This window comes from Cryptosporangium japonicum (assembly GCF_039524755.1).
GTDB lineage: Bacteria > Actinomycetota > Actinomycetes > Mycobacteriales > Cryptosporangiaceae > Cryptosporangium > Cryptosporangium japonicum.
In genome coordinates, this window is the sequence record NZ_BAAAGX010000020.1 from 122,933 (window position 1) to 145,339 (window position 22,407).

The following is a 22,407-nucleotide window of genomic DNA, read 5'->3' on the forward strand; positions in this document are numbered from 1 at the left end:
GCACACGACGCCCGGCCCCAGTGGGGCCGGGCGTCGCGAGCGAACGAACTCAGGCGGCCGGGATGCCGCTCGACGGCGGAGTCGCCGGCGTGCCCGTGTACGGCTCGACCGGCCCGCTGCCGGTGTCGGTGACGTACGGGGTGTCGACGAGCGCCTGCTTCCCACCCTTGATCACCGAGATCTGCGTCCCGCTGAACCCGGAGTGGTCGTCCTTCGAGTACCGCATCGGCACCAGCGACGGCCCTTCGAACCCGCCCTTCTCGATCGCTTCCAGCAACGACGAGCGGGTCAGATCCTTCCCCGCCGCCTGCAGCGCCTGCACGAACGTGTAGCCGACCGCCATGCCGAAGAGCGTGTTGACCTCGAACGGGGTGTTGCCGTTGTACTTGGTGTTGATGTCCTTGAACAGCTTCGTCCAGGGGTTCGCCTCGTCCAGCGGGCTCGGCAGGTAACCCGAGGTCACGTAGCCCTCGAGCAGGAGCGGCGCGGGCTTGCCGAGCAGCGCGGAGAGCCCGACGAAGTCGCCGCCGACGCTGCTGCCGACCCACTGCGCCCGGTAGCCGAGCTTCGCCGCGGTGCCCAGCGTGAGCGCGGTGAACGGGGTGATCGTGGCCAGGACGTTCACCTGGCACCCGGCCGCCTTCAACGCTCCGACCTGCGGTGCGACGTTGGTGTTCGTCGGCACGTAGTTCTGCTTCGCGGCCACCGGCCCGAGCACGGTCTCGACGCCCTTCAGAGCGTCGGTGCCGAAGTCGTCGTTCTGGCCGAAGAAGCAGACCTTCCGGCCGGGGAACGTCTTCTTGACGTAGTTCGCGAGCACCTTCGACTCGGTCACGTAGTCCACGTTGAACCCGAACGTCGAGGGGTACTTCGACGGCTGGTTGAACAGCGCGCTGCCGGACGACACGAACAGGTCGGGCACCTTGTTGGTCTTCAGGAAGTCGAGCACCCCGCCGTGGGTGGGGGTGCCGAGCCCGTTGAGGATCGCGAAGACCTTGTCCTGCAGGACGAGCTGGCGCACGACCTCCTGCGTCTTCGCCGGGTTGTAGGCGTCGTCGACGACCTTGTACTCGATCTTCCGGCCGTTCACGCCACCCTTCTCGTTGACGTAGTCGAAGTACGCCTTGGTGGCGGCGGAGATCTTCGAGTAGCCGGCGGCGGCGCGGCCGGTGAGCGGCTGGTGCGTACCGACGAGGATCGAGGTGTCGGTGACGCCGGGCACGGCGGCGCCGTTTCCGCCCGGCGAGTCCTCGGAACACGCGGCGGCCGAGACCACGAGCGCCAGCGCGGCGGCGACGGCGACACCGCGCCGTGCGATTCGGAACATGAGCGGCCCTTCTGTGGGGGTGGGACGGACGGCAACTGCGGCGCTAGCGCGCCGCGGGGTCCGAGCGGCGGGCACCGCGCAGGCGGCGCAGGGCGCGGGTGACGAGCGCGTCGAGCCCGCCCGGCGCCGTCGTCATCACGACGATCAGCGCCGCGCCGAAGATCGCGAGCGGGAGCGTGCCCTCCAGGCGCTGCTGCAGCGCCGGGTCGGCGTCGAGGCCCGAGGTGGCCCAGTCGGCCAGCGGCTGGAGCGCGACCAGCACGATCGCGCCCCACACCGCGCCACGCAGGCCGCCCAGCCCGCCCAGCACGATCGCGAGCATCAGGTTGAGCGAGAGCGTCAGCCCGTACGCACCCGGCGAGACGCTCTGCGCGAGCAGCGCGAACATCCCGCCGCCGAGCCCGGCGCCCGCGGCCGAGAGCACGAACGCCAGCACACGCACGCGTCCGACGTGGATGCCGGCCAGCGACGCGGCCACCTCGTCGTCGCGCACGGCACGCAGCGTGCGGCCGAACCGGCTCCGGACGAGGTTGGCCAGCAGCAGCATCACCACCGCCGCCCCGAGCAGCGTGATCCACGCCTGCCAGCGCTCGAACGGGAAGTACGCGCCCAGCGACGCCGGGGCCGGCGACACCGCGAACGTGAGCCCGGCGTCGCCGCCGAACAGCCCGTCGAACGTCGTGGTCACAGCGGGCACGCTGACCGCGACCGCGAGCGTGGCCCCGGCCAGGTAGGGCCCGTGCAGGCGGGCGGCGGCGACGCCGATCACCGCGCCGAGCACGGTGGCCACCAGCACCCCGGCGAGCAGCGAGAACAGGAACGGGAGGTCCGGCGTCAGCGCCACCGTGTACGCACCGGCGGCCATCAGCGCGCCGTGCCCGAGCGAGATCTGGCCGGTGAACCCGGTGAGCAGGATCAGGCCCGGCAGCACGCACAGGTACGCGCCGATCGTCGCCAGCTGGTAGTTGCGGAACGGTTCGATCTGGTAGGTCGCGATCACCACGACCACCCCGACCACGGTCGCGATCAGCACGTGGCGCAGCAGCGTGTTCCCGCGCCGCCCCGTCGTGGCCCGGGCCCGCGGCGGCGCCGGGGCCACGGTGGCCGTGTCCGTGGAGTTCGCCATCCCGCTCACACCCGCCTCGCCGAAGGAACCGCGAACAAGCCGCCCGGACGCACCAGCAGCACCACGACCAGCAGCCCGAGCACCGCCAGCGGTGTGGCGTCGCTGCGGACGTAACCGCCGACGTAGGACAGCAGCACGCCGACGATCAGCCCGCCCAGCACCGCGCCGGCCGGGCTGTCCAGCCCACCCACCACGGCCGCGGTGAACGCGGCCACGAACACGTCGTCCATCGCGGTGGGGTGCAGCCCCAGCTCGGTGGGGATGACCAGCAGCGCGGCCAGCGAGCCGACGACCGCGGCCAGCACCCAGCCGAGCGTCCGCATCAGCGCGACGTCGACGCCGAGCAACCGCGACACCTCGGGCGCGAACGCCGACGCACGCATCCGAAGCCCCAGCGGGGTGCGGGTGAACAGCCACGTCAGGACGCCCAGGAGAGCGACGACGACGCCGAACACGAAGACGTCGTAGGGCGAGACGCCGGCGAACACCGCGTTCTGGCTGAACGGCGCCGGGAACGCCAGGTACTCGTTCGTGTAGATCATGCCCAGCACCGCCTGCAGGAACAGCACCAGGCCGATCGCCACCACGATCGCGTTGAGCGGGGGTGCGTCGTGCACCCGCCGGGCCACGACCAGCTCGATCACCGCCCCGAGCAGCGCGGCCCCCACCAGCGCCGAGGCGAACCCCAGCCAGTAGGAGCCGGTCGCGCCCGAGACCGAGTACGCGATGTAGACGGTGGCGACCGCCATCGCACCCTGCGCGAAGTTCACCACCCGGGTACCGCGCCAGATCAGCACCAACGCGAGCGCGAACGCCGCGTAGATGGTGCCGCGCGTGACCCCGTCCATCGTCAGGAACAGGAAGCGATCCATTCAGAACCCCAGGTAGGCGTGGCGGAGGTCGTCGTCGTCCTTCAGCCGGGCGGCGGGCGCGGACATCGCGACCTCACCGACCGACAGCACGACACCGTGGTCGGCGATCGACAGCGCGCTGCGCACGTTCTGCTCGACCAGCAGCACGGTCAGCCCGGTGCTCTCGCACCGCTGCGCCAGCAGCGCGAGGATCTGCGCGGTCACCCGCGGCGCCAGGCCGAGCGACGGTTCGTCGAGCAGCAGCAACGACGGCCGCGCCACCAGCGCCCGGCCGACGCTGAGCATCTGCCGCTCGCCGCCGGAGAGCTGATGGCCCACGCTGCGCCGGCGCCGCGCCAGCGGCTCGAACAGCTCGTACACCTCGGCCAGCGCGGCCTGGGCGTCGGCCCGGTCGCGGCGCCAGAGCCCGCCGAGGCGCAGGTTCTCGTCGACGGTCAGCTCGGCCACCACCCCGCGCCCCTCCGGCACGTGGGCGATCCCCCGCCGGACGAGCTTCTCCACCGCGACGCCACGCACGTCGGCGCCGTCGAAGACGATCCGTCCGGCGGTGGGGCGGATCAGGCCGGAGAGCGTGCGCAACAGCGTGGTCTTCCCGGCGCCGTTCGCGCCCAGCACCGCCAGCACCGAGCCGCGCTCGACGCTCAGCGAGACGTTACGCAGCACCTCGACCGGACCGTAGCCGCAGGTCAGGTTCTCCACCTCGAGCAGCGGCGCCATCAGGACGCCACGCCCAGGTAGGCCTCGGTGACCCGCTCGTCGGCCTGGATCTCGGCCGGGGTGCCGTCGGCGATGCGCTTGCCGAAGTCGAGGACGACGATCCGGTCGCAGACCGACATGACCAGGTCCATGTGGTGCTCGACCAGCAGGACGGCGCACGACAGCGAGCGGATCAGCTCGGCGAGTTCGTCGACCTCCTCGGACCCGAGGCCGCCGGCGGGTTCGTCGAGCAGCAGCAGCCGGGGGCGGGTGACCAGCGCGCGGGCCAGCGCCACCTTCTTCTGCACCGCGTACGGGAGCACCCCGGGGTGGCTGTCGGCGGCCGCGCCGATGCCCAGCGCGTCGAGCGTCTCGGCGGCCAGGCCACGCAGCTCACGCTCGTCGCGATCGGAGCGCGGAAGGCCGAACAGCGCGGCGGCGAACCCGGACCGCGACCGGCGGTGGGCGCCGATCATCACGTTCTCGGCCACGGTGAGGCCGGCGAACAGGCCGAGGCCCTGCAGCGTGCGTGCGATGCCGGCGGCGGCCAGGCGGTCGGGGCGGGGACGGAACGGCTCGCCGTCCCAGTGCAGGGAGCCCGCGGTGGGGCGCACGAACCCGCACACGACGTTGAACAGCGTGGTCTTGCCGGCGCCGTTCGGGCCGATCACCCCGACGACCGAGCCCGGCGGGACCTCGACCGAGACGCCCTCCAGCGCGACCAGCCCGCCGAACCGCACGCCGACGCCCTGCACGGACAGTCCATTGTTCACCGGCGTCCCTTTCGTCGTCGTCGACGACGAAATACTCGGTGACCAGCGCACTTACCCGCATCGGCGATATCGCCGGTGTAGGTATCGCCCGAATTATCCGGTGAGTAGCCGGACGAGCTCGACGCGGGAGCGCACCCCGAGCTTCACGAAGATGTTGCGCATGTGGTGGTCGACGGTCCGCGGGCTCAGATAGAGCTGCGCGGCCACCTCGCGGTTGGTGGCCCCCTCGGCGACGATCCGGGCGATCGTGAGCTGCTGGGCGGTGAGCGCGCCCTCCAGCCGGGTCTCGACCGGACGCACCGCCTCGCCGGTCGCGCGCAGCTCGGCCCGGCTCTGCTCCACCCAGGCCGTGGCCCCGAGCCGGTCGAACGTGTCGTGGGCCGAGCGCAGATGGGTTCTCGCCGCCGACGGGCCCCGGCGTCGGCGCAGGTCACGTCCGTAGAGCAGTTCGGTGCGGGCGTGCTCGAAGTCCGAGTCGCCGAGCTGGTGCAGCCGGATCGCCTCCCGGTAGGCGTCCTCGGCGTCGTCCGGGTCGGTGGCGGTGAGCGCCTGGCAGCGGGCGAGCAATGCCCGGGCCGCGGTGCTGCCGGTGCTCGTGGCCCAGCGGCCGAACAGCTCGGTGGCCTCGACCGCGCCGGTGCGGTCGCCGCACCGCACGGCCGCCTCGACGAAGTGCGGCGCGGTGAGCACGCGCCCGGTGACGTATCCCGGCCCACCGCCGGCGGTGGCGACCGCGCGCAGCCGCCCGGCGGCGTCGGCGGCCCGCCCGGCGGACAGGTCCCGGTGGGCCAGCGCCCAGGACGACATCGAGTGCGGCATCGCCAGACCACGTTCGGCGGCGATCGCGGTGGCGGCCTGGGCGTGACGCAGACCGGCGTCGTCGTCGCCCTGGAACATCGAGAACAACGCGAGCAACGAGCGGTGGAACGCGACCGAGTTGTCCAGGCCGGCCTCCTGGGCGAGCCGCAGGCCCTCCTGGGCCGACGCCAGCGCGCCGTTGTAGCGCCCGAGCCAGAGCTGCGCGAACGTGGCCAGCTCCAGCGTGCGCGGCACCAGGGCGAGCTGGCCGCGGGCCCTGGCCACGGCGCCGGACCGTTCGGTGAGCCCGAGCGCCAGCGACTCCTCACCGAGCATCAACGCGGCGAGCGTTCCCCAGTTCATCGCGGTCGGGTCGTCGGTGCGCGGCACCAGGTCGACGACGTTGCGCAGGCGTCGGACGGCCTCGGTGTGGCGTCCGCGGAACAGCGCCATCATCCCGGCGGCGTACTCGAACATCAGCTCGCGCTCGGGGGGTTCGCCGCCCTCGCGCAGCGCGAGGACACGCAGCGAGATGTCGACGTAGCGGCGGAGGTTGCCGGTGAGGAAGCTCGCCTCACCGGCGTGCAGCAGCGCGACGACCGCGGCGGTGCGGTCACGGGCGGCGAGGCGGTCGGACGCGCCGAGCAGCGTCTCGTGCGCGGCCGCCGGGGAGCCCGCGCGCAGCTCGATCTGGCCCCGGAGCAGGTCGCGGCGGCCGCCGGTGGTGACCGCGGCCGGCGCCGGGCGCAGCCGGGTGAGCAGCACACCGGCTCGGTGCGGGCGCCCGGCGAGCCAGGCGTCGCGGGCCGCGGCGAGGAGCAGCTCGGCGCCGTCCCGGCTGAGGTCGGCGGCCCGCTCCGAGGCGAGCGACGCGGCGGCGTGGTCGCCGCGGCCGCGGACCTCCTCGGCGGCGTCGGCGAGCTCACGCGCGAGCGGTTCCGACGGTTCGACCGCGGCCAGGTGCCAGAGACGGCGGAGCCGGTGCTCGGGCCGCACCGGGTCGAGCGCGTCGGCGATCCGCCGGTGCACGGCCCGCCGCCGCTCGGGCGACACCCCCCGGTAGACCGATCCGGCGACCAGCGGTGTCCGGAACCGCATCCGCCCGTCCACCACGTGCACGATCCCCGAGGCTTCCGCGGCGTCAGCAGCATCCGGATCCGCGGCGTCCACCGCCTCGGCCGCGAGCTCCGACACGGTGTCCAGGTCGAGGCCCTCCGGATCGGCGGCGAGGACGAGCAGCAGCTCACGGGCGCCGCCGGGCAGCGCGCGCAGGCGGGTGTCGTAGGCGCGGCGGATGCGGCTGCCGCGCGGGAACTCGACCGGGAGCGGCGCCCGCCCGCGGGCCTGCTCGACCGAGAGCGCCCCGGCCACCTCACGCAGCGCGAGCGGCGCGCCCGCGCACAGCCGCACGAGCTCGATCGCGACCTCGTGGCTCAGCCCGGCCGAAGCGATCAGCTCCGTGCCGGCCGCGACGTCCAGGCCGGGCAGCGGCAGCCGCTCGACCCCCGGCAGCACCGGGCCGGTCGCCGCCGCCGCGACCAGGTCGGTCGCGGTCGCCAGCACCACCACGTTCTCCGACGCCACCCGCCGCGCCGCGAACGCGAGCACGTCGCGCGAGGCCACGTCGATCACGTCGGCGTCGTCGACACGCACCAGCACCGGCTGCCGCCGCCCGGCGAGCACCAGCAGGTTCAGCACCGCGACGCAGAGCGCGAACCGCGGCACGTCGTCGCCGGTCTCGAGCGCGCGGCGCAGCACCACGGCCTGCGCGGGCGGCAGCCGGTCGAGGTCGGCCGCGAGGGGCATCAGCACCTGCTGCAGCGCGGCGAACGGCAGATCGGTCTCGGCCCCCACCCCGGCCGCGTCGAGCACCAGGAACCCGGGCGCGTCGGTACGCAGCAGCGCGGTCTTGCCCGCCCCCGGCGCGCCGTGGATCAGCAGCGCACCGCCACCGGAGCCGGCCAGCGCGCGCTCCCGGAGCGCGGCGATCCGACGCAGTTCCCCGTCCCGCCCGACCAGACTCATAGCCAGGATTGTTACCTGCCGGTAATGGCGCCGTCCCCAACTCCGGAAAAGCCTCACCCCCACAAAAATGGGTAAAAGCGAAGTATGAGTACACCGATCACCTCCGCCCGGCAATTCCGCCGCATCGCGGCCGCGGTGGCCACCATCGGCGTGCTCGTGCAGCTCCTGCTCACCAGCTACTACCTCGGCATGGCGCACGCGCCGAAACCGCACCAGCTCCCGGTGGGCCTGATCGCCTCCGACGCGCGGGCGCAGGAACTCCACACCGAGCTGAACGCGACCGGCAGCTACCGGGTCACCCGGTTCGACACCGCCGCCGAACTCGAACGAGCGACGAGACGCCGGGAGATCTACGGCGGTCTCGACCTGAGCGGAACCACTCCCCACCTCTACCTGGCGACCGCCGCCGGGCCGTCCGCGGCGAACGTCCTCCGGACCACGTTCACCACCGTCCTGCAGAAGCAGACCGCCGCCGCGGTCGCGACGCTCGGCACGCCGGTGCCGGTCGAGACCGTCCGGGCGCTGACCGCCCCCGGCACGATCACCGACGTCGTGCCGCTGCCCGCCGACGACCGCAACGGCGGGTCGCTCGGCATGCTCGTGCAGGCGCTCGCGCTCGGCGGCACGGTCGCCTCGCTCGGGCTCGGACGGTTGATCCCGCGGGCCCGGCGGTCCTGGCGCCGCGGCGTGGGCCACGTGACGACACTCGTGGTCTACGCGCTGGCGTCAGCGGCGATCGTGCTCTGGTCGATGAGCTGGTTCGGCGTCGGCGCGGACGCCGACCACGCGACGCTCTTCTGGGGCTTCGGCCTGGTGTCGCTGGCGATCACCGGCTCGACCGCCGGGCTGGTCGCGCTGATCGGGCCGGCCGGCGCCGCCGCCGGTTTCCTCTACTTCACGATCGGCACCGTGATCTCGGGCGCGAGCATCCCGCCGGAGTTCCTGCCGACCTGGGGACAGCATCTCGGGCAGGCGCTGCCGACCGGCGCCGGCACTCAGTACGTCCGGGACAGCCTGTACTTCCCGGACGCACCGCTGGGGCACCCGCTGCTCGTCCTCGCGCTCTACGCCGGGCTCGGCACGCTCGCGGTGCTGATCACGAACGCGCTCCCGAACCGCTCGGACCGCACCGCGGAACTCCCGATGCCGGGGACGCTAGAGCCAGTCGTTGCGTCGAAATAGGGCCCACAGCACGACGCAGAGCACCGCCAGCGCGCCGATGACGACCCAGAACCCGTACGGCGAGTGCGCCCCGGGGATCCGGTCGAAGTTCATCCCGTAGAGCCCCGCGATCGCGGTCGGCAGCAGGGCGATCGCCGCCCAGGCCGAGATCCGGCGCATGTCCTCGTTCTGGCGCATCGCGGTGCGGTTCTGCCGGACGCTGACCTGCGCCAGGTCGGCCTGCAGGACGTCGGTGAGCAGGCTGTCGTAGTTGTCGATCGCGTCGGCGACACGCATGAGGTGGTCGTGCACGTCGCGGAAGTGCGGCCGCAGGGCGGCGTCGAACTCGGCCGACGACAGCCGCCCGACCGCGCCCACCAGTGGCTTCACCGCCCGGCGGAACTCCAGCACCTCACGCTTGAGCTTGTAGATGCGCTCCGCGTGGTCGGCCTCGTCGCCGCCGAACACCTGCGCCTCGATGTCGTCGATGTTCTCGTCGATGCCGTCGATCGCCTCGGTGTACCCGTCGACCGCGAGGTCCATGATCCGGTGCAGCACCCCGACCGGGCCGTTGCCGCCCACGTCGGGCAACGCGCGGGCGCGCGCAGGCACGTCGGTCTCACCGTGCCGGACGACCACCACGAACCGCGGCCCGACGAACAGCGCGAGCTCGGCGACGTCGACCACCTCGTCGGCGTCGACGTAGCGGACGGGTTTGACGATCGCGAACAGGATGTCGCCGTACTGCTCGAGCTTCGGGCGCTGGTGGGCGCGGACGGCGTCGGCGACCGCGAGCGGCGGCAGCGCGAACCGCTCCGCGACCTCCGCGAACTGCTCCGCGGTGGGGTCGCGCAGCCCGATCCAGACGAACCCGTGCCGCTCGTGCAGCGCCCGCGGGGTGTCGCGCAGCGGGATCCGCCCGGGCTTGCGGACGCCGTCGACGTACCGGGCGCAGTCGACGACCGCGTGCTCGGCCGGGAGACCGGGCTCCGGTGCTACCGGGACGGCCGGCGCGGACGGCGTCGGGTCGAGGAACCGCGCCAACCGACGGAACGCTGACGCACGCATCGGGTCAGGATAGGGCCCCCTGTTCCGCCGGCAGCAGGCGCTCGCGGGCATCGACGTGACCGGGCACGGCAGCAGCGGCTCGTCCGCGTAGTCCGCCGGCGTGACCGACGCCCGGCCGGCCAGCCGGTGGAACACCGGGACGACGAGCACCGACGGCTCCGGGTAGAGCACCGAGACCCGCAGGTCGTCGGTCGGGAACGGGAACGGGAGCCGGCCGACCAGGTCGTCGACGCTTCCGTCGAGCAGCGCGGGGTGCGCGACGCACCAGTTCAGGTGCCGGATCGTGACCAGGGCCCCGGGGTGTCGAACAGCGGGCGCCGACGCCCTGCTCCAGGCACTGGATCTGGCGGCTCGGCGCCGGTTGCGCGACGTGCAGCTCGGCCGCCGCCCTGGCGAAGTTCTGATGCCGTGAAACACCGCACGGTGCACGGGTGCTGATCACCGGGCGTACCCGGGAGACGCTCGACGCCGCCGCGGAACAGCTCGGCGCCGGGGTGATCGCGGTACGGAGCGACGTGGCGTCGCTGACCGACATCGACGTTCACGACCGGCGCGGAGCTCGCCGTGGACGGCGGCCCGTCGCAGCTAGGAGTCGCGCCCCGGGAGCCGGGCGTCCACTCCGGTGTACTCCTGGCCGGAGAGCGACTGGATCACGGCCATCAGCTCGTCGGTGCGCCGGCGCAGCAGCTCCCGGTCGGGCTCCTCGGTGCCCCAGTCCATCGGCGGGGCGAACCTGATCGTCACCCGCCCGGGGCGGGGGAACTTCGCTCCGGGCGGCGCGAGCTCGAACCCGCCCACGGTCGCGCACGGGACCACCGGCGCTCCGCTCGCGGCCGCGATCCGGGCCAGCCCGGTGCGGCCCCGGTAGAGACGTCCGTCCCGGGTGCGGGTGCCCTCCGGGAAGATGCCGACGACCCGGTCCTCGCGCAGCAGCCGCACCGCGGTGTTCAGCGCGGCGTCACCGGCGGAGGCCCCGCCCCGGATGACCGGAACCTGGCCGGTCGCGGTGAAGAAGTACCGCTTCCAGCGGCCGCGCAGCCCCGGCTCGGTGAAGTACTCGTGCTTGGCCAGGAAGCTGATCCGGCGCCAGCGCACGACCAGCGGCAGGAACAGCCAGTCGAGGTACGACACGTGGTTGGCGGCCAGGATCACCGGCCCCCGGGTGGGCACGTGCTCGATGCCTTCGACCCGCGGCCGGAAGTAGAGCATCATCGGAAGCGTCAGCAGGGCCTTGAAGACCCAGTACAGATAACCGCTGCGGTCGACCGGTGCCTGGGCGACCGGGGCGGGCGGCGAGTCGGCCGACATGGGTAGCGCTTCAACCTTTCGCGGGGGGAACGCCACCTTACAGGTAGTGATCCAGGCCGGCGACGCGTAGCGCGATGCGTGCGGGACGCGAGACCGTGTCGATCGCCGCGGCCCGGCCGGCCGCCCGCACCGCGTGCTGGACCCGGACGAGGAACGCCATGCCGTGCGACCCGAGGAAGTCGACGTCGGCCAGATCGAGGCGCACGTCGGCCGGCTGGGCGGCGACGACGTCGGCCACCACACCGTCGAGGCGCGGCGCCAGCACCGCGTCGACCGCGCCGGAGAGCCGGATCAGCACCCGGCCGGTCTCGCTCTCGACCGCGACCGCACCCGGGCGTTCCGCCGGCAGCGTGAACCGAGGGGTGCCGTTCACGCCGGACGCATCCTCCGACCACGCGGCTGAACCCACTGCCGGCCTCCGCTCGGTGTTGCCCGTTATCCGGTACATCTCGCGTAGGATACTCGCTGTGGCCTCGAAATCGCCGGGTTCACACCCAACACGTTATCCGGTACATCGAGATGGCGGTGAATCGCGATGACCGACGGCGTCACCGTCGACTCGGCCGTCGAGTCCTATCTGTCGTCGCCACAGCTCGCGAACGAGAACACCAACCGGGCCTACCGCAGCGTGCTCGACCGGCTGGCCGGTTTCCTCGGTGGGCACCGTCCGCTCACCGAGATCGGTGAGGAGGAGCTCACCGTCGCGATCCGCGGCCTCTGGGGCAGCGCGGCCGCCGCGACCTGGAACCGCAACCGCGCGGCCGTCTCCGGGTGGCTGGCCTGGTGCCGCGCGCTCGGCCAGGACGCGCCGACGCTCTCCGACGAGGTCGAACGGCGGCCGGACGAGAGCGAACCGGCCGCTGTCCTGGCCCGGGAGGCCATCGAGGAACTCCTCGCGCGGCCGGAGGTGCCGGTGCGTGAACGGGCGCTGTGGCGGCTGCTCTACGAGTCGGCCGGGCGGGTGTCCGATGTGCTGGCCCTCAACGTCGAGCACCTCGACCTGCGCCGGCGCCGCGCCGGCGGCCTGCACTGGGGCGAGGGCACCGCGTTCCTGCTCCCCCGCCTGATCGAGGGGCGCTCCCGCGGCCCGCTGTTCCTCTCCGAGCGGCGCCCTCCCCCGGCCCGGCGCCCGGCGCGTTCGGAGCTCTGCCCCTACACCGGCCGGGCCCGGCTCGGTTACGACCGCGCGCGCATCCTGCTCGACCAGTACACCCGCACGCCGGACGGCCACCCGGGCTGGGACCTGCACCAGTTGCGCCGGTCAGCCCAGGCGCACCGCGCCGGCGATGGCGGTTGATTCGCGCAGCACCAAGCGGCACGGCCGGACGTGCCGACCCGGCGCCGGCTCCCCGTTGATCGCGGCCAGCAGCAGGTTCGCCGCCGCGCGCCCCAGCCCGTCCAGATCCATGTCGACGCTGCTCAGCGGCGGCTGGCTGGCGGTGACCATGACGTCCCAGTTGTCGAAGCCGATCACCGCGACGTCCTCGGGCACCCGCCGCCCGGCGCTCCGCAGCGTGTCGACGACCCCGCGCGCGATCTGGTCGCTGCCGGCGAAGACCGCGTCGAACTCCTCGTTCAGCAGCATCGCGCCGGCTTGGCGCCCCCACGCCTCGCTCCACTCCCCGAAGAGCGGCGGCCGGACCAGCGCCGGCACCGCCGCCGACGCGCGCACCTGCGCCGACGAGTGGTGCTCGGGCCCGGTGACGTGCACGATCCGGCGCCGCCCGATCGCCTGCAGGTGCTCGATCGCCTTGGCCGCCCCACCGGCCTCGTCGGGCACCACCGAGCAGTCGGCCGGGTCGGTGGAGCTGACGAACGCGTAGACCACCGGCACCGGGAGGTCCGGGGCGAGCGGCGGCCGGGCCTGCGCCCGCCGCCCGGTGACCACGATGCCGTCCACCCGCCGGGTGAGCAGCGTCCGCAGGTAGTACTGCTCGCGGATCGGGTCGTCCCTGGCGTCGCACAGCAGCACCGACATCTGCCCGGCGCCGAGCGCGTCCTCCGCGCCGAGCATCAGCGGGATGCTGAACCGCCCGATGCTGTCGGTGGTGATCATCCCGACCGTGTAAGTGCGCCCGACCTTCAGCGTCCTGGCCACCGCGTTGGCCTCGAAGCCGAGCCGGTCGGCGGCGTCGCGCACGCGCTGCCGGGTTTCCGCACGCAGCGTGCCGCGGTCGTTGAGCGCCTTGGACGCGGTGCCCACCGAGACCCCGGCGGCCGCCGCCACGTCGCGGATCGTCACGAGTCGATCTAGTTTCCGCACGCGTTTCCTCCGCCGAGCTCGGACGATGCCGTGACGAGAGTACTTCACTCCGTTGACACGCCCGGACGACGATCCCTAGGCTTTCGGCAATCGGTTTCCGAGTTTCCGAATGTTAACGCTCACACCGCCACGGCCCCACGTCCAAGGAGGCACGATGGGCCAGCCCCGCCGATTACTGCTCACCAGCGTCACCGCACTCGCCCTGCTGCTGAGCGCCGCGTGCCAGAGCGCCGGTGACACCACCGCCTCGGGCGACACCACCGCGAAGGACGACGGCGCGACGATCACGATGTGGACCCGGTCGGCGACGGCCACGTTCACCCAGACGCTGATCGACGCGTACAACAAGTCGCACCGGAACAAGGTCGAGCTCACCGTCATCCCGTCCGACACGTACCAGCAGAAGGTCGGGTCGGCGAGCGGCGCCGAGCAGCTGCCCGACGTGCTGGCCACCGACGTCGTCTACGCACCGAACTACGCCTCGAAGGGCGTCTTCCAGGACCTCACGAAGCGCGTCGACACGCTGTCGTTCAAGGACACGCTGGCGCCCGCGCACATGAAGACCGCCACCTACCAGGACAAGGTTTACGGCGTCCCGCACGACATCGACCTGTCCGCGCTGTTCTACAACAAGGTGCTGTTCACGAAGGCCGGCCTCGACCCGGAGAAGCCGCCGACGACGATGGAGGAGGTCTACCGGGCCGCGACGAAGATCGACGCGCTCGGCGGTGGCGTCGACGGCTACTTCTTCGGCGGCGCCTGCCCCGGCTGCACGCTGTTCACGACCTGGCCGATGATCTGGGCCTCCGGCGACACCGTCCTCAACGAGGAGGGCACCGCGTCCACGGTGGACAACCCGACCGCGGCGAAGGTCTACGAGCTCTACAAGAAGATGTACGCCGAGGGGCTGGTGCCCAAGGCGGTCAAGAACGAGGGCGGCCCCACCTGGGTGCAGGCGTTCGGTGAGGGCAAGATCGGCATCCAGCCGCTCGGCGCCACCGCGCTGCAGACGTTCACCGAGGGCCCGCAGCTCGAGGTCGGCGTCGCCCCGATCCCCGGCCTCACCGGCGGCGAGAGCTCCTTCGTCGGCGGCGACGTGGTCGGCATCAGCTCCAACAGCACGAAAGCCGCGCAGGCCTGGGACTTCATCGCCTGGACGCTGTCGGAGGACGCGCAGGTCGAGGTCATCGCGAAGAACAAGAACATCACCGTGCGCAGCGACCTGGCCGACAACACGTACGCCCAGCAGGACCCGCGGCTCAAGGTCTTCAACGACCTCGCGGGCAAGGGCCGGACGCCGATCTCGGTGAACTTCGGCAAGACCTACAACGACCCCAACGGGCCGTGGACCGCGGCGATCATCGACGCGGTGTTCGGCACCGGCAGCTCGGCCGACGCGCTGAAGAAGCACAATCCGAGCATCACCGAGTCGCTGGCGTCGGGCGGCTGATCGTGGTTTCCGTACTCCCGTCCCGCCCGGCAACGGGCGGGACGCGCTCCCCCGCCCCGAAGAGGCCGACCTCCGGGCTCGCCCGCCGCCGCCAACGGCTGGGCTGGCTCTACTCGGCGCCGATGGCCGTCGTCGTGGCCGTGTTCTTCGTCCTCCCGCTGATCCTGATGTTCTGGATGTCGTTCAACCACTGGCCGCTGCTCGGCGCGTCGAAGCCCAACGGCGTGGAGAACTACCGGGCGCTCGCCGACCCGCTGTTCGTCCGGGCGCTCTGGTTCACGGTGAAGTACACGGTCGTGACGACGGTCGTGCTGAGCCTGGTCGCGTTCGGGATGGCGCTGCTCGTGCAGGAGGCCCGGCCCGGCGTCGGGTTCTTCCGCACGATCTACTTCCTGCCGGCCGCGGTCGGCCTCGGGTCGGCGAGCCTGCTGTTCTACGGGCTCTACAACACCGGCGACTCGCCGCTGAACACCCTGCTCGACTCGATCGGCATCGGCCCGGTCGACTGGCTGGGGACGAACAACAGCGCGTTGTTGTCCACCATCGGCATGATCACGTGGCGGTTCGCCGGTTTCTACATGCTGATCCTGCTGACCGGCCTGCAGAGCATCAGCCCGACGCTGTACGAGGCGGCACGCACCGACGGCGCCACCCGCTGGCAGACGATGCGTCACGTCACGGTGCCGCTGCTGCGTCCGACGCTCGCGCTGATGCTGGTGCTCTCGGTGACCGGGTCGCTGCTGGCGTTCGAGCAGTTCTTCATCATGACCGGTGGCCGGCACGACACCACGACGCTCGCGGTCGACATCTACCGGGAGGCGTTCCTCTCCCAGGACCTCGGGCGGGCCGCGGCGGTGTCGGTCGCGCTCCTGCTGGTGCTGATCCTGATCAACGGAGCGCAGTTGCGGCTGCTGCGCCGGAAGGACGTGTCGTGAAGCGGGCCGGTTACTACTCGACGTCCACGGCTCTCGCGATCCTGTTCCTGCTGCCGATGGTCTGGACGGTGTACCAGTCGCTGCACGGGGTCCGGGCCGCGGACGGGCAGGACGGCTGGGGCGTCGCGAACTACGGGCGGATGGTGGACTACGGCGACGGGATCGGCTCGTACGTGCTGAACACCGCCGTGGTCGCGCTGGTGACCGTCACGCTGACCGTCGTGATCACCACGCTCGGCGGGTACGCGGTCGCGCGGCTGTCGTTCCGCGGCAAGAACCTGCTGTTCCTCCTGACGCTGGCGATCCTGATGGTGCCCTACACCACGATCCTCATCCCGCTCTACATCGTGCTCGGCTGGTTCGGGCTGCAGAACTCGCTGATCGGGCTCGGCCTGGTGCTGGTGATGTTCCAGCTCCCGTTCGGCCTGTTCATGATGCGTAACTCGTTCGAGGCCCTGCCGGCCGAACTGGAGGAGGCGGCGCTCATCGACGGGTGCACGACCGGCGGCGCGCTGCGCCGGGTGCTGCTGCGCGGTGTCGCACCGGGCATGGTGACCGTCGCGCTGTTCTCGTTCCTCGCGTCCTGGAACGAGTTCGTGGCCCCGCTGATCTTCCTCACCGACGGCAGCAAGTTCACGTTGCCGGTCGCGTTGTACAACCTGCAGTCGGGAAACCTGGGCTCGATCGACTTCGGTGCGCTGCAGGCGGGGGTGGTGACCGCGGCACTGCCGTGCGTCGCGGTGTTCCTGCTGCTCCAGCGCTACTACGTCAGCGGCTTCAGCGCCGGCGCACTCAAAGGGTGAAGGGATCGCCAATGAACGGACCCGCCGTACCGACCACCGGCTCGCTGCACCCGCTGGGGCTCGACGCCGTCACGCTCGACCCCGAGCGGCTGCTCGGCGCCTGGCAGGAGCGCAACGCCGAACAGACGCTCCCGCACTGCACCGAGCAGTTGGAGCGGGCGGGCAACATCGACAACCTCCGGCGGGTGAGCACGACGGACGGCGCCTTCCGGGGCATGTGGTTCGCCGACTCCGACGTCTACAAGACGCTCGAAGCGGCGGCCTGGGAGCTGGGCCGCCGGTCGGACCCCCGGCTGCGTGCGTACCTCGACGAGACGGTCACGCTGCTCGAGAACGCCCAGGACGACGACGGGTACCTCAACTCGTACTTCCAGACCGACCACCGTGACCAGCAGTGGGCCGAGCTGGTGTGGAGCCACGAGCTGTACTGCGCCGGGCACCTGATCCAGGCCGCGGTGGCGGCGGAGCGGGCCGGGGCGGGCGAGCGGTTGCTCCCGCTGGCCCGGCGCTTCGCCGACCTGCTGGTCACCCGGTTCAGCACGATCGACGGCGTCTGCGGGCACCCCGAGATCGAGACCGCGCTGGTGGAGCTCTACCGGGTCACCGGCCACCGGCCCTACCTGGACCTGGCGGCCCGCTTCGTCGACCTGCGCGGCCGCGGGCTGCTCGGCGACGAGCCCCGGTTCGGCGCGCGGTACTACCAGGACCACGAGCCGGTACGCGACGCCGACGAGGTCACCGGCCACGCCGTGCGTCAGCTCTACCTGCTGGCCGGGGTCGTCGACGTCGCGGTCGAGACCGAGGACGCCTCGCTGCTCAAGGCCGCCACCCGGCTGTGGGAGTCGGCGTTCGACACCAAGACGTACCTGACCGGAGCACACGGTTCCCGGCACCGGGACGAGGCCTTCGGCGACCCGTACGAGCTGCCGCCCGACCGCGCCTACGCCGAGACCTGCGCGGCGATCGCCAGCTTCTCCTGGAACTGGCGGATGCTGCTGGCCACCGGCGGTCACCGCTACGCCGACGAGCTCGAGCGGGTGCTCTACAACGGCATCGCGGGCTCGACCGCGCTCGACGGCAGGCACTACTTCTACTCCAACCCGCTCCAGCTGCGTACCGGCCACGACGGCTCCCACGAGGACGCGCCCTCGCAGCGGCTGAGCTGGTACTCCTGCGCGTGCTGCCCGCCGAACCTGGCGCGGCTGCTGGCGTCGCTGCAGTGTTACGTGGCCACGACCACCGACGCCGGTGTGCAGCTGCACCTCTACGCCCAGGGCCACCTCGGGACACCGCACGGGGAGCTGGGCGTGAGCACCGACTACCCGTGGGACGGCCAGGTCACGGTCACCGTCACGCCCTCGGAGCCGGGGACGACCTGGACGCTCGCGCTCCGGATTCCGGGGTGGTGCACGTCGCCGACGCTCGACGGTGCACCGGTCTCCGGCGGGTACGCCGAGGTCACCCGCGCCTGGCAGCCCGGCGACACGGTGCGGCTGGAGCTGCCGATGCCGCCCCGGGTCGTCGCCGCCCATCCCCGCGTCGACGCGGTCCGCGGCTGCGTCGCGCTGGTGCGTGGCCCGCTGGTCTACTGCCTCGAACAGGCCGACCTGCCCGCGGACGTCCTCGTCGACGACGTCCGGGTGGACGCGGCGGCGCCGGTGACCGTGGCGGCCGGGGCAGAGGACCAGGGCGCACCGGTCGTCCTCCGCCTGGACGGGCACCACCGCGCGTCGGACACGACACCGCTCTACGGCGCGCCGCCCACGACCGCGGAGACCGACGTCGTGCTCACCGCGGTGCCGTACTTCCTCTGGGCGAACCGGTCGCCCGGGGCGATGCGGGTGTGGATCCCGGCTAGGTGAGCTCGGCCGTGGGCCGGCCGGCGGTCTTGGTCATCAGCGCGTCGATCTCCGCGCCGAGCGTCGCCAGCTTCTGGGTGTAGCGGCAGTCCCCGCCGTACGCACCGACGAAGTCCACCCAGGTGCAACCGAGGTTGGAGAACACCGACACGACGTACCGCCGGGGCGGCCGGCCCGGCAGCGCGGTGACGATCCCGGCGTCCGCGCCGGCGCTCGGCACCAGGCCCGTCTTGTGGGCGAACTCCACCTCGGCGTCGGCGGCGCAGCGCCGGACGTCGCCGCCGTAGGTGCGCTTCTCCACCCTGACCTCGCCGCTCCGCGGGTCGATCCAGCGGCCCGGCACCGTCTGCGGTATCCCCCGCGCCGGATAGTCCCGCCCGCACCAGTTCGCGGTGGAGAGCGCCTGGTTGAGGCCCTGCTCGGCCAGGCCGCGGCGGATCAGCGCGCGGGACTCTCGGCGGAGCGTGCCGACCGTCACCGGCGTGCCCTTCGGGGTGCTCCAGAGCGTCCCGGGGGCCTCGCTGAACAGCAGGAGCAGCCGGGACGTGTCGAGCGCGGTCATCGTCAGTCCCTCGAACGACCAGCCGCCGCCGTCGGCCGCGTCGGTGTCGACCACCCGGAGCGTGGTGAGGCCGAGCGAGCGCAGCGTGGCGTTGAGCGGATCGACGCCGTCGCGCTCGTGCAGCATCATCAGCAGCGCGCAGGTGGCGCTGTTGCTCGAGTACGTGAGCATCGCGTCCAGCCACTCGGACACCCGGTGCGTGCCGGGTTTGGCGCCCTCGGGGCAGCTGGCCTTGCGCGGCCGGTAGTCGTACACCTCGTCGAACCCGACGCCGCCCCGGTCGTGGAGCCGGCCGACGCCGAACGCCACCATCAGCTTGAACACCGACGCCGGATACGGCGCCATGAACTCCAGCGGCGCACCGCCCCGCCCGGCCAGGATCGGCTCGGCCGGACGCTTCGCGGCCCAGCGGGAGTTGCTCCAGTGCGTCCAGCGCACGCCCGGCGCGACCAGGTCGCGGGTGACCGGCACGACGACGCCGTTCGGGTAGTCCTGGGAGAGCAGCGTGTTCGCGGCCGCGATCGGGCGGCCCGCGTCGTCGAGTTCGATGACCGCGACGTCGACGTTGGGCACGGCCGGCGGGGGCTGGCCGGTCTTCGCGTTGACCACGCCGTCGAAGTCCTGCGCGTCGACGATGTCGCGCAGCCGCCGGCCGAGCCACTTCGAGCGGGCGGCGTCGGGCCCGGCGGTGCCGGTGCCCGGGCCGGGTGGCCCGCTGGGCGCGACCTCCGGCCCGCCGGAGGTCGTCGGCGCGAGCGGCGCGGCGGCGCTGCGCGCGGTGCCGTCCGGCTCGTCGTCGTTCTGGCAGGCGGTGACCAGGCCGCTTCCCAGCACGGCACCGGCCAGCACCGAGGCGAGCACGGGGGCCAGCCGTCGCGTCCGAGGCATGGAGCGTATTGAACCAACGGGAACGCGGGTTCGCGCCGGAACACACCGACACTTAACGCAGATGCGACAAAAGGCCGCACGGCCGGGGGTGATGGATTCACCCCCGGCCGCTCCTGTCCGGCTGGTGCGGCGCTCTGCCCAGCGCGACCGGCCCGAGGATGGGAACTGCGGGTCTCAGGCGTACACGTTCAACGCCGTGCCGGTCGTGGACTGCACGAGTGCGGCGCGCTGGCGGGCGGCCTCGGCCTCCCGGGCCTCCTGCGCGGCGGTCCGCTGCTGCGCGCCCGCCTCGGCGATGGCGCGCATCGCCTCACTCTTCTGCTTCTGCACGATCGCGGCCTGGTCTCCCTGGTCCTCCCGTGCGCTGCGGACTAACGCGTAGGCGGCCGGACGCGGGTCGGAGACGCGGCTGATGGCAAAGCTGGACATTCGAGGCTCCTCACGAGCAGTGTCGGGGTGGTGGTCGGTGCCGGCGGGAGAGTGCTCCCCCGCCGGCACCGCGTCAGGTGTAGACGTCGAACTGGGCGCGCGACTTGGCCTGATTGAGTTCGGCCTGGTCCTTGGCCACGGCTGCTCTCGCCGCTTTGAGTTCGGACGCCGCCTGCTGCGCGGCCATCGCCTTCTTCTCGGCTTCGGCCTTACGTTCCTCGACCTGCTGTTGATCAGCCTTGACGGCCCGGTTCGCTTCCTCGACGCGCGCGCTGGTGCCCGTCGAGCGGGCCGGGGCGTACAGACTCGATAACGAAACCGCGCCTACGGTGCCTACGGACATCAGAACCTCCTCGGGGCAAACCGGCCTCGGCATCCGTGCCAGCGGTCCGGTCGTTGCAACAGAGGAGTCGGCACGCGTGGGTGCCGGATGAGGAGTCGTTCCGGGAATTTTCGTCGACCAGGTCACGTCCAGCCGGGTGACGAGCCGGGATCCACCGATCAGCGGAATACTGCTACCCGGCGGTAACTTCGGCGTCGCGCGGCGCTCCGATCGCCCGGAGCCGCGCCGCGGTGTCCTCGTCGAGGCTCTCCGCCAGCTCGAGCGCGGCGACGTCGGCCTCGATCTGATCCGGACGGGTCGCACCGAACAACACGGCCGCCACGGCCGGGTTGAGCAGCGGAAACGCCAGCGCCAGAGCGGCCGGTGCGACCTGGAGCTCGGCGGCCAGCGCCGCGACCTCGCGGCCCGCGGCCACCGCGTCGGCCCAGCGGGCGTCCGACGCGGCCTCCGGATGCCTGCCCCGCTGGTCGCCGGAGTCGTACTTGCCGGTGAGCACACCACCGGCCAGCGCGTAGGACGCGACGACCGCGGTGTTGGCGGCGGCGAGCGCCCTGATCAGCTGGTCGTCCTCGACGACGTCGCGCTGGACCAGGCTGTAGGGCAGCTGGGCGGCGGCCGGCGCGGGGCGGCGCGCCATGTCGGCGATCTGCGCCGCCTCCAGCACCTGGTCGGCGGTCCAGTTCAGCACGCCCCAGGCCCGGGCCTTGCCGGCCTCGATCAGCCCGACGATCTGCTCCATCGCCGCGTCGAGCGGCAGGCCCGGGGGCAGCGACTCGGCGTAGATCACGTCCACGTGATCGAGCCCCATCCGCCGCAGCGAGGCGTCGAGCTCGGCCGCGGCGTCCTGCTCGGGCCAGAACTCCCACCACAGCTTGTTGGCGATCACGACTTCGTCCCGCGGCCACCCGGACGCCCGGAACACCTCGCCGAACACGACCTCGGAGTACCCGGTCGGGAGCGGTGCGGTCCCGGTCTCGTCGTCGTACCGGGCGTCGTCCAGGAACGTGATCCCGGCCTCACGAGCCGCCTGGAGCACCGCGACACCCTCGTCGCGCGTCATTCGCTCGAACGTTCGCCACGAACCGAGCGCGAGCCGGCTCACGGTGAGCCCGGAGGCTCCGAGCGATCTGGTCGGCATGTTCATCCTGCTCAGATTACCCTCGGTAAAATCGAACCCTCGGCACTCGAGAGTATTAAACGGGCAATCAGGGCGTACCCGTCGGGGCGGGAGCCTCCGCCGACGCCGGTCCCAGATCCTCGGCCAAGCGGCCTTCCATGCGCGGCAGCGCGGTGAGCATGGCGCCGACCACGGCGGCGAGGGCCACCAGTAACAGGACGATGAACATTCCGCCTCCCGGCAAACGGCCGCGGCCCGGCGCCGCGTCGGGACGTGGTTACCCCGTCCCCGGGAATCAATACCTATCTCTGGCGTGTCCGTACATCTCCGGCGCGTCGTCCGGACCAGTCCAATTCGGACGCATCACGGATCACTCGGGTCACCCGGCCGCGACGAGCGCCCTGGCCCGCTCCAGCGCACGCACCCGGGGCACGACCTCGTTCGCGAACACCGGCAACTCCGCCTCCGGATCGGCCGGTTCGACCACGATCAGCCCCGCGCCCGACCGCCCGTACCCCGCCAGCCGGTCCGCCACCTCGTCGAGGTCCACCGCGTCGCGGCCGAGGTCGAGCGGGACGGTGACCCCGAAGCCGACCTCGCGACC

General features: G+C 72.4%; 21 protein-coding genes and 3 pseudogenes. 7 read left to right on the forward strand and 17 right to left on the reverse strand.

Annotation, left to right across the window (positions count from 1 at the left end):
• Window positions 1-49: 49 nt before the first annotated feature.
• The 6 genes from ABD437_RS25680 to ABD437_RS25705 form a co-directional block, all read right to left on the reverse strand.
• Window positions 50-1,327: an ABC transporter substrate-binding protein gene (locus tag ABD437_RS25680; RefSeq protein WP_344651486.1), complete on the reverse strand. Its 1,278-nt coding sequence runs from the start codon at window positions 1,325-1,327 to the stop codon at window positions 50-52.
• Between the two features lie 43 nt (window positions 1,328-1,370).
• Window positions 1,371-2,453 carry a branched-chain amino acid ABC transporter permease gene (locus ABD437_RS25685; RefSeq protein ID WP_344651487.1) on the reverse strand — a complete coding sequence of 361 codons (1,083 nt, stop codon included), beginning with the start codon at window positions 2,451-2,453 and terminating at the stop codon, window positions 1,371-1,373.
• 5 nt (window positions 2,454-2,458) lie between these two features.
• Window positions 2,459-3,325, reverse strand: coding sequence for a branched-chain amino acid ABC transporter permease (locus ABD437_RS25690; protein ID WP_344651488.1), 867 nt, complete (start codon window positions 3,323-3,325; stop codon window positions 2,459-2,461).
• Entirely contained in the window at window positions 3,326-4,042 is a 717-nt protein-coding gene (locus ABD437_RS25695; RefSeq protein ID WP_344651489.1) for an ABC transporter ATP-binding protein, read from the reverse strand.
• On the reverse strand, window positions 4,042-4,794 hold the full coding sequence (locus ABD437_RS25700) for an ABC transporter ATP-binding protein (protein WP_344651490.1): 753 nt from the start codon (window positions 4,792-4,794) through the stop codon (window positions 4,042-4,044). The genes ABD437_RS25695 and ABD437_RS25700 overlap by 1 nt, the downstream gene beginning before the upstream one ends.
• Before the next feature lie 93 nt (window positions 4,795-4,887).
• Window positions 4,888-7,617, reverse strand: a complete 2,730-nt coding sequence (locus ABD437_RS25705; protein WP_344651491.1) for a helix-turn-helix transcriptional regulator — start codon at window positions 7,615-7,617, stop codon at window positions 4,888-4,890.
• 84 nt (window positions 7,618-7,701) lie between these two features.
• On the opposite strand from ABD437_RS25705, the gene ABD437_RS25710 reads away from it, so the two are divergent.
• Complete coding sequence (locus ABD437_RS25710) at window positions 7,702-8,799, forward strand: ABC transporter permease (protein ID WP_344651492.1); 1,098 nt, start codon at window positions 7,702-7,704, stop codon at window positions 8,797-8,799.
• Here ABD437_RS25710 and ABD437_RS25715 read toward each other — a convergent pair.
• Both ABD437_RS25715 and ABD437_RS43085 read right to left on the reverse strand, forming a co-directional pair.
• Window positions 8,773-10,137: a CorA family divalent cation transporter gene (locus ABD437_RS25715; RefSeq protein ID WP_425558241.1), complete on the reverse strand. Its 1,365-nt coding sequence runs from the start codon at window positions 10,135-10,137 to the stop codon at window positions 8,773-8,775. The genes ABD437_RS25710 and ABD437_RS25715 overlap by 27 nt on opposite strands.
• Before the next feature lie 67 nt (window positions 10,138-10,204).
• Window positions 10,205-10,288, reverse strand: a pseudogene (locus ABD437_RS43085) (hypothetical protein); the annotation flags it as partial.
• Here ABD437_RS43085 and ABD437_RS25720 point away from each other — a divergent pair.
• A pseudogene (locus ABD437_RS25720) lies at window positions 10,269-10,385 on the forward strand (short-chain dehydrogenase); the annotation flags it as partial. The pseudogenes ABD437_RS43085 and ABD437_RS25720 sit on opposite strands and share 20 nt — an antisense overlap.
• 46 nt (window positions 10,386-10,431) lie before the next feature.
• On the opposite strand, the gene ABD437_RS25725 reads toward ABD437_RS25720, so the two are convergent.
• The gene (locus ABD437_RS25725) at window positions 10,432-11,154 is read right to left on the reverse strand and encodes a lysophospholipid acyltransferase family protein (RefSeq protein WP_344651494.1); all 723 of its coding nucleotides are present in this window, start codon (window positions 11,152-11,154) and stop codon (window positions 10,432-10,434) included.
• A 37-nt stretch (window positions 11,155-11,191) separates the two neighbouring features.
• Window positions 11,192-11,527, reverse strand: coding sequence for an STAS domain-containing protein (locus ABD437_RS25730; RefSeq protein ID WP_344651495.1), 336 nt, complete (start codon window positions 11,525-11,527; stop codon window positions 11,192-11,194).
• A gap of 162 nt (window positions 11,528-11,689) precedes the next feature.
• Between ABD437_RS25730 and ABD437_RS25735 the strand changes: the two genes are divergently transcribed.
• Window positions 11,690-12,451: a tyrosine-type recombinase/integrase gene (locus ABD437_RS25735; protein ID WP_344651496.1), complete on the forward strand. Its 762-nt coding sequence runs from the start codon at window positions 11,690-11,692 to the stop codon at window positions 12,449-12,451.
• Here the strand turns inward: ABD437_RS25735 and ABD437_RS25740 are convergent.
• Window positions 12,416-13,417 carry a LacI family DNA-binding transcriptional regulator gene (locus tag ABD437_RS25740; RefSeq protein WP_344651497.1) on the reverse strand — a complete coding sequence of 334 codons (1,002 nt, stop codon included), beginning with the start codon at window positions 13,415-13,417 and terminating at the stop codon, window positions 12,416-12,418. The genes ABD437_RS25735 and ABD437_RS25740 overlap by 36 nt on opposite strands.
• Before the next feature lie 154 nt (window positions 13,418-13,571).
• Between ABD437_RS25740 and ABD437_RS25745 the strand changes: the two genes are divergently transcribed.
• From ABD437_RS25745 to ABD437_RS25760, 4 genes are all read left to right on the forward strand, one after another.
• Window positions 13,572-14,867, forward strand: a complete 1,296-nt coding sequence (locus ABD437_RS25745; protein WP_344651498.1) for an ABC transporter substrate-binding protein — start codon at window positions 13,572-13,574, stop codon at window positions 14,865-14,867.
• 122 nt (window positions 14,868-14,989) lie between these two features.
• Window positions 14,990-15,802 (forward strand): carbohydrate ABC transporter permease, encoded by an 813-nt coding sequence (locus ABD437_RS25750; protein WP_344651499.1) that lies wholly within the window; start codon window positions 14,990-14,992, stop codon window positions 15,800-15,802.
• Between the two features lie 56 nt (window positions 15,803-15,858).
• Complete coding sequence (locus ABD437_RS25755) at window positions 15,859-16,605, forward strand: carbohydrate ABC transporter permease (RefSeq protein ID WP_344651740.1); 747 nt, start codon at window positions 15,859-15,861, stop codon at window positions 16,603-16,605.
• A gap of 11 nt (window positions 16,606-16,616) precedes the next feature.
• Window positions 16,617-18,467 (forward strand): glycoside hydrolase family 127 protein, encoded by a 1,851-nt coding sequence (locus ABD437_RS25760; RefSeq protein ID WP_344651500.1) that lies wholly within the window; start codon window positions 16,617-16,619, stop codon window positions 18,465-18,467.
• On the opposite strand, the gene ABD437_RS25765 is transcribed toward ABD437_RS25760, so the two are convergent.
• The 6 genes and pseudogenes from ABD437_RS25765 to ABD437_RS25790 all read right to left on the reverse strand — a co-directional run.
• A complete protein-coding gene (locus ABD437_RS25765) occupies window positions 18,460-19,914 on the reverse strand; it encodes a serine hydrolase (RefSeq protein ID WP_344651501.1) in 1,455 nt (484 codons plus the stop codon). The two genes, ABD437_RS25760 and ABD437_RS25765, sit on opposite strands and share 8 nt — an antisense overlap.
• A gap of 174 nt (window positions 19,915-20,088) precedes the next feature.
• Window positions 20,089-20,343, reverse strand: a complete 255-nt coding sequence (locus ABD437_RS25770; protein ID WP_344651502.1) for a hypothetical protein — start codon at window positions 20,341-20,343, stop codon at window positions 20,089-20,091.
• A 73-nt stretch (window positions 20,344-20,416) separates the two neighbouring features.
• Entirely contained in the window at window positions 20,417-20,686 is a 270-nt protein-coding gene (locus tag ABD437_RS25775) for a hypothetical protein (RefSeq protein ID WP_344651503.1), read from the reverse strand.
• Window positions 20,687-20,858: 172 nt separating this feature from the next.
• A complete protein-coding gene (locus ABD437_RS25780) occupies window positions 20,859-21,824 on the reverse strand; it encodes an aldo/keto reductase (protein WP_344651504.1) in 966 nt (321 codons plus the stop codon).
• Window positions 21,825-21,891: 67 nt separating this feature from the next.
• A complete protein-coding gene (locus ABD437_RS25785; RefSeq protein WP_344651505.1) occupies window positions 21,892-22,032 on the reverse strand; it encodes a hypothetical protein in 141 nt (46 codons plus the stop codon).
• A gap of 150 nt (window positions 22,033-22,182) precedes the next feature.
• Window positions 22,183-22,407, reverse strand: a pseudogene (locus tag ABD437_RS25790) (hypothetical protein); the annotation flags it as partial.

Bases quoted from the DNA above. Each gene is read 5' to 3' on its own strand.
- ABD437_RS25680 (WP_344651486.1), bottom strand. From the start codon at position 1,327: ATGTTCCGAATCGCACGGCGCGGTGTCGCCGTCGCCGCCGCGCTGGCG.
- ABD437_RS25685 (WP_344651487.1), bottom strand. From the start codon at position 2,453: ATGGCGAACTCCACGGACACGGCCACCGTGGCCCCGGCGCCGCCGCGG.
- ABD437_RS25690 (WP_344651488.1), bottom strand. From the start codon at position 3,325: ATGGATCGCTTCCTGTTCCTGACGATGGACGGGGTCACGCGCGGCACC.
- ABD437_RS25695 (WP_344651489.1), bottom strand. From the start codon at position 4,042: ATGGCGCCGCTGCTCGAGGTGGAGAACCTGACCTGCGGCTACGGTCCG.
- ABD437_RS25705 (WP_344651491.1), bottom strand. From the start codon at position 7,617: ATGAGTCTGGTCGGGCGGGACGGGGAACTGCGTCGGATCGCCGCGCTC.
- ABD437_RS25710 (WP_344651492.1), top strand. From the start codon at position 7,702: ATGAGTACACCGATCACCTCCGCCCGGCAATTCCGCCGCATCGCGGCC.
- ABD437_RS25725 (WP_344651494.1), bottom strand. From the start codon at position 11,154: ATGTCGGCCGACTCGCCGCCCGCCCCGGTCGCCCAGGCACCGGTCGAC.
- ABD437_RS25735 (WP_344651496.1), top strand. From the start codon at position 11,690: ATGACCGACGGCGTCACCGTCGACTCGGCCGTCGAGTCCTATCTGTCG.
- ABD437_RS25745 (WP_344651498.1), top strand. From the start codon at position 13,572: ATGGGCCAGCCCCGCCGATTACTGCTCACCAGCGTCACCGCACTCGCC.
- ABD437_RS25750 (WP_344651499.1), top strand. From the start codon at position 14,990: ATGGCCGTCGTCGTGGCCGTGTTCTTCGTCCTCCCGCTGATCCTGATG.
- ABD437_RS25755 (WP_344651740.1), top strand. From the start codon at position 15,859: ATGGTCTGGACGGTGTACCAGTCGCTGCACGGGGTCCGGGCCGCGGAC.
- ABD437_RS25760 (WP_344651500.1), top strand. From the start codon at position 16,617: ATGAACGGACCCGCCGTACCGACCACCGGCTCGCTGCACCCGCTGGGG.
- ABD437_RS25765 (WP_344651501.1), bottom strand. From the start codon at position 19,914: ATGCCTCGGACGCGACGGCTGGCCCCCGTGCTCGCCTCGGTGCTGGCC.
- ABD437_RS25770 (WP_344651502.1), bottom strand. From the start codon at position 20,343: ATGTCCAGCTTTGCCATCAGCCGCGTCTCCGACCCGCGTCCGGCCGCC.
- ABD437_RS25775 (WP_344651503.1), bottom strand. From the start codon at position 20,686: ATGTCCGTAGGCACCGTAGGCGCGGTTTCGTTATCGAGTCTGTACGCC.
- ABD437_RS25780 (WP_344651504.1), bottom strand. From the start codon at position 21,824: ATGCCGACCAGATCGCTCGGAGCCTCCGGGCTCACCGTGAGCCGGCTC.
- ABD437_RS25785 (WP_344651505.1), bottom strand. From the start codon at position 22,032: ATGTTCATCGTCCTGTTACTGGTGGCCCTCGCCGCCGTGGTCGGCGCC.